This window comes from Streptomyces sp. NPDC090022 (genome assembly GCF_044748145.1).
Classification (GTDB): Bacteria; Actinomycetota; Actinomycetes; order Streptomycetales; family Streptomycetaceae; genus Streptomyces.
The window spans coordinates 1-6656 of record NZ_JBIVFN010000054.1 but is presented as its reverse complement, the minus strand read 5'-3'; the positions used below and the strand labels follow the sequence as shown (position 1 = coordinate 6656).

The following is a 6656-nucleotide window of genomic DNA, read 5'->3' as shown; positions in this document are numbered from 1 at the left end:
AACCGCTCCGCCGTCAGCCCCGGCCGGCCCACATAACCCCGGGCGACCTGCGCACCCGCCACATACAGCTCGCCCGCCACACCCGGCGCCACCGGACACAGCCACTCATCCAGCACATACAGCCGCATGTTCGCGATCGCACGGCCCACCGGAACCGCATCACCGACCTCCTGGCCGGCCCGGACCTCGAACACCGCACAGCCCACCACCGTCTCGGTCGGCCCGTACTCATTGACGACCACCGAACCCGGCGCACGCTCCAGCCACGCCCGCACCACCGCACCCGGCAGCGCCTCACCACCCACCACCCAGGTCGAAGCGGCGGCCTTGACCTCGCCATCGGCCAGCATCTCCGACAGCAGCGGCAGGTGAGCAGGCACCACCTTCGCCAGACCGAAACCGCCGCCATCGCGCACCAGCGCGGCCAGGCCCTCAGCACCACCCTCACGGCTCACCACCACCGGCGAACCAGAAATCAGCGGCACCACCACACTGGTCACCGTCAGATCGAACGCCAGCGAGGAATGCAGCGGCGCGCCGCCCTTCGTGTCGTACGCGCCCGCGGCCCACCGCGCGTAATTGGCCAGGCCACCATGCGTGACCGCCACACCCTTCGGCCGGCCCGTCGAACCCGACGTGAAGATCACATACGCCAGACCCTCCGCACACGTCCGCACCTCGGGAGCCGTCCCCGGCAGCACCGACAGCTGGATACCCATCAGCGTGGAATCCACCGGAACCATCCGCGCACGGCCCGCCGGCAGATCCCCCAGCACGTCCTCATCGGTCAGCGTCAGCACCGCACCGCTGTCCGCCAGCATCCACGAGATCCGATCCACCGGATACTCCGGGTCGATCGGCAGGAACGCAGCCCCCGCCTTCCACACCGCCAGGACCGCGACCACCGCATCGACACCACGCGGCAGACACACACCCACCACCGACTCGGCACCCACACCCTGACCCAGCAGATAGTGGGCAAGCCTGTTGGCCCGTTCCTCCAGCTCCGCGAACGACACCTCCACACCATCAGCGACCACCGCCACCGCATCCGGCGTCCGGGCCACCTGCCCCGCGAACAACTCCGGCACCAGCGAGTCACCGAACTCCACCGCCGAGTCGTTCCACTCCACCAGCACCCGACGACGCTCGACATCACCGAGCACGTCCACACCGCTCAGCCGCAGCCCCGGATCAGCAGCCACCAGCTCCAGCACCCGCACCAGACGCCCAGCGATCCGCTCGACCGACTCCGCCTCGAACAGATCCGCCGCACCGATCACGACGCCCCGGAGACCAACCGGCGCACCACTGGCGTCGAACGCCTCGGTCAGCCGCACCTCCAGGTCGAACTTGGCAGCTCCGGTGCCGGCCGACGTGACGGCGACCGTGTCGGCGCCGGCGGGCCGGGACTCCCCCGTCACGCGGTCGGGTGCATTGTTCTGGAGGTCGAGCTGGACCTGGAACAGCGGATGCCGAGCGCGCGAGCGTGCCGGGGCGAGTTCCTCGACCAGCTTCTCGAACGGCACGTCCTGATGCGCCAGAGCCGACAACGTCCTCTCCCGCACCCGGCCCAGCACCTCACGGAACGACGGATCACCCGACAGATCCGCCCGCACCACCAGCGTGTTGATGAAGAACCCGACCAGATCGTCCAGCGCCTCGTCCGTACGGCCGGCATTCGCCGAACCGATCGGAACGTCCGTACCCGCACCGAGCTTGGACAGCAGCACCGCCAACGAGGCCTGCAACACCATGAACGGCGTCACACCCTCAGCACGCGCCACCTCCACCAACCGCCCATGAACCGTCGCCGGCACCTCCAACGACACCCGGTGACCACGGTGGGACGCCACCGCGGGACGCGGCCGGTCCACGGGCAGGACCAGCTCTTCCGGCAGTTCGGCCAGGGCCTCGCGCCAGTAGCCGACCTGACGTGCCATCAAGCTGTCCGGGTCCTCCTCGTCGCCCAGCAGCTCGCGCTGCCACAGCGTGTAGTCGGCGTACTGCACCGGCAGCGCCTCCCACTCCGGCGCGCGGCCCGCGGACCGCGCTTCGTAGGCGGTCACGATGTCCTTGGCCAGAGGGCTCACGGACCAGCCGTCACCGGCGATGTGGTGGACCACGATGAGCAGGACCTGCTCATCCGCGCCGGCCACGAACAGCGACGCGCGGAAGGGAACGTCCGACGTCAGATCGAAGGTGTGGCCCTCGGCCTTCACCACCGCGTCGTCCAGCGCCTCGGAAGCGACCTCCAGGACCCGCATCTCCCAGGCCAGGTCGTCGACGTCCACGATCCGCTGGTACGGCTCGTCCGCACCGGCCGCGTACACCGTCCGGAGCACCTCGTGCCGTACGACGACGTCCCGCAGTGCCGCGCCCAGGGCGTCCCGGTCGAGGCCGGGAGGCAGCTGCAGTCTGATGGGGATGTTGTAGGTGGGGCTCGGCCCCTCCAACTGGTCGATGAACCAGAGCCGCTGCTGGGCGAAGGACAGCGGCGGACGCTCCGGCCGGTCTCCGGCCGTGAGGGCGAGCCGGGCACCGGCCGTGCCGGACAGCCGCGCCGCCATGCCGGCGACGGTCGGCGCCTCGAACAGCGTCCGCAACGGCACCTCGACGCCGAGGAGCACACGCACACGGCTGATCAGCCGCACTCCGAGGAGGGAGTGACCGCCGAGGGCGAAGAAGTCGTCGTCGACTCCGACGTTCTCCAGCCCGAGCACCTGCGCGAACGCGGCGCACAGCAGTTCTTCCTGGACCGTCGCAGGGGCACGGCCGGCTCCGGTCGCGTACGCCGGAGCGGGCAGGGCCCTGCGATCCAGCTTGCCGTTCACACTCAGCGGCAGCGCGTCCATCAGGACCACCGCGGACGGCACGAGGTACTCCGGCAGGCGGGACGCGGCGAAGTCCTGGATGTGCCGCGGGAGTACGGTGATCCCGGCCTCCGGAACCGCGTACGCGACCAGGCGGAGGTCACCGGGGACGTCCTCGCGTGCGACCACGGCGGCCTGGGCGACCTGGGGGTGTCCGGCGATCACGGCCTGGAGCTCGCCCGGCTCGATGCGGAAGCCACGGATCTTCACCTGGTCGTCGACGCGGCCCAGGAACTCGACCGCACCGTCCGTGTTCCAGCGCGCGAGATCACCCGTGCGGTACAGCCGCTCGCCGGAGGCGAACGGGGAGGCGACGAACCGTTCCGCCGTCATGCCCGGACGGCCCACGTAGCCGCGGGCCAGCTGCACGCCGGCGATGTACAGCTCACCGGCCACACCGGCCGGGACGGGCGCCAGCCCGTCGTCCAGGACGTAGAGCCTCGTGTTGGCCACCGGACCGCCGATCGGGACGACGGCTCCGCCGGCATCCGGATCGCAGTGCCAGGCCGTCACGTCGATCGACGCCTCGGTCGGCCCGTACAGGTGGTGCAGTTCCACCCCGGGAAGGAGGGAGAAGAACCGGTCCCGGAGGAAGGGCGTCAACGATTCGCCGCCGCACATCACGCGCCGCAGGACCGCAGCCGTCTGCGGGACGGCCGGATCGGCCAGGAAGGCTTCCAGCATGGACGGCACGAAGTGCATGGTCGTCACCCCGGCCTCGCGCACCAGACCGGCCAGGTAGGCCGGGTCCTTGTGCCCGTCGGGGCGCGCCACCACCAGGCACGCGCCCGCGGTCAGGGTCCCGAAGAACTCCCACACCGACAGGTCGAACCCGAACGCCGCCTTCTGCATGACCCGGTCCGCGGTGGTGAGTCCGAAACGTTCCCGCATCCAGGCCAGACGGTTCACGACGCCCTCGTGGGGCACCATGACCCCCTTGGGCCGACCGGTCGAGCCGGAGGTGAAGATCACGTACGCCGGGTGCGACGGCAGTACCTCCACTCCCGATGGGGTGGCCGGCAGGCCCGCCAGCTCCTCCGTCACGGAGAGCTCGTCCAGCACCACGACCGGCACTCCGTCCGGTATCGCACCGGCCACGGCCCGCGAGGTCACTGCCGCCACCGGAGCAGCGTCCGCCAGCAGGACGGCGATCCTCTCGGCCGGGTTCGCGGGGTCGACCGGCAGATAGGCACCGCCGGCCTTCACCACGGCGAGCAGGGCCACGACCGTGTCGATGCCGCGTTCCATCGCCACCGCGACGACCGACTCGGGACCCACGCCACGGCCGATCAGCAGCCGCGCGAGACGGTTCGCCCGCGCGTCCAGCTCGGCGTACGAGACCTCCTTGCCCTCGAACAGCACCGCGACCGCGTCCGGCGTCCGCGCCACCTGCGCCTCGAACAACTCGGGAAGCGTCGTCGGCTCGACGTCCACCGCCGTGTCGTTCCACTCCACCAGCACCCGACGGCGCTCGGCCTCGTCCAGCACGTCCACGGCGCTCAACCGGGCCCGCGGGTCGGCGGAAACCGCGGCCAGGACGCGGATGAAGCGCTCGGCGATCCGCTCGACCGACTCGGCTTCGAAGAGGTCCGCCGACGCGACGAGGCCACCGTGCAGCCCTGCCGGCCGTCCATCGGGCCCGAATGCCTCGCCGAGACCGAACGCGAGGTCGTACTTCGACCACACGCCGGACTCCGGTGCCCCTCCGACGCGTGCTCCGGCGAGATCCAGCTCGGCCGCCTTGTTGTTCTGCAGCGTCAACGACACCTGGAACAGCGGATGGCGTGCCATGGAGCGGCTCGGGGCGAGTTCCTCGACCAGCTTCTCGAACGGCACGTCCTGGTGGGCGAAGGCGGACAGGCCCGCCTCACGTACCCGGGCGAGGACGTCCACGAAGGTCGGGTCGCCGGTCAGGTCCGTCCGCACCACGAGGGTGTTGACGAAGAAGCCGACCAGGTCGTCGAGCGCCTCGTCGGTACGGCCGGCGTTGGCCGTACCGATCGGGATGTCGGTCCCGGCGCCGAGGCGGTTCAGCAGGACGGCCAGGGCAGCCTGCAGCACCATGAACATGGTGGCGCCCTCGGCCCGTGCCACGTCCGCCAGTCGGGCGTGGAGGTCCGCCGGGACGGCCAGCGAGGCGTCATGTCCGCGACGGGAGGACACCACGGGGCGGACGTGGTCGACGGGGAGCTCGAGTTCCTCCGGGATGCCGTCCAGCGCCGTCTTCCAGAAGCCCGTCTGGCGGGTCATCACGCTGTCGTGGTCCTGTTCGCCGCCGAGCAGCTCGCGCTGCCAGAGCGCGTAGTCGGCGTACTGGACGGGCAGCGGTTCCCACGTGGGTGCCCTGCCCTCGCTGCGCGCCGCGTAGGCGACGGACAGATCCCGTGCCAGCGGGGCCGTCGACCAGCCGTCACTGGCGATGTGGTGCAGGACGACGGACAGCACCGGAGAGGCATCGGCGCCGGGCTCCGTCTCGAAGAGCCATGCGCGGATCGGCACCTCCCGGGTGAGGTCGAAGGCATGCTGCGCCGTCTTGCCGACCTCGGCCTCGAGGTCGTCCGGCGACACCGGAACGACCTGGATCTCCCAGTCCAGCCGCCCGACCTCGATGATCTGCTGGTACGGCTCGCCGTCGACCGCCGGGAACACGGTGCGCAGGACCTCGTGGCGGCCGATGACGTCCCGGAAGGCCGCGTTCAGCGCCGCGCGGTCGATGTCGGCCGCCAGCCCGAGCACCACGGGGACGTTGTACGAAGGGCTCGACTCCTCCAGCTGGTTGATGAACCACAGCCGTTGCTGGGCGTAGGAGAGGGGGAGTCGGTCGGGGCGGGGCAGGGGGGTGAGGGCGGCGCGGGCGGTTTCGGCGCCGGCGAGCCGGGCGGCGAGCCCGGCGACGGTCGGCTCCTCGAAGACGGTACGGATCTCGGCCTCGACGCCCAGGACCGTGCGGATCCGGCTGACCAGCCGGACCGCCAGCAGCGAGTGCCCGCCCAGCTCGAAGAAGTCGTCGTCGACGCCCACGCTCTCCAGTCCGAGGACATCGGCGAAGGCCAGGCAGAGCAGTTCCTCCCGCAGGTTCGCGGCACGACGGCCGCTGCCGGCCGAGGAAGCCCCGTACTCCGGGGCCGGCAGGGCCCTGCGGTCCAGCTTTCCGTTCCCGGTCAGCGGCAGACCGTCCAGGACGACCACCGCGGCCGGAACCATGTGCTCCGGCAGACGGCGGCCCACGAACTCCCGCACCGCGGCCGGGAGCCCGTCGGTGTCACCGTCCTCGTCGGACGGCACCACATAGGCCACCAGCCGCACGTCACCCGGTACGTCCTCACGGGCCACCACCGCGGCCTGGTCGACCATCGGGTGCCCGGCGATCGCCGCCTGGACCTCGCCCGGTTCGATCCGGAAGCCGCGGACCTTCACCTGCTCGTCCGCGCGCCCCACGAACACCACCCGGCCGTCGGCGGTCCAGCGCACCCGGTCACCCGTGCGGTACATCCGCACGCCCGGCTCGAACGGATTTGCCACGAACCGCTCCGCCGTCAGACCGGACCGGTTCACATAGCCGCGCGCCAGCTGTGCACCGGACACGTACAGCTCACCCGTCACCCCAGCGGCGACCGGCCGCAAGGCGGTGTCGAGCACGTAGAACCGGGTGTTGGCGACGGGGCTGCCGATCGCCACCACGCCGTCCGCGTCGAGCCGGGTCGTGGCCACGCCGATGGTGGTCTCCGTGGGCCCGTAGTGGTTGAACACCGCGCACTCAGCCGCGTGCCCGACCAGCTCGCT

At 71.2% G+C, this 6656-nt stretch carries 1 protein-coding gene; it reads right to left on the bottom strand.

Annotated features, from left to right (window positions below):
- A partial coding sequence (locus tag ACIPXB_RS37010) for an amino acid adenylation domain-containing protein (protein ID WP_401457397.1) occupies positions 1-6656 on the bottom strand: 6656 nt, incomplete at both ends.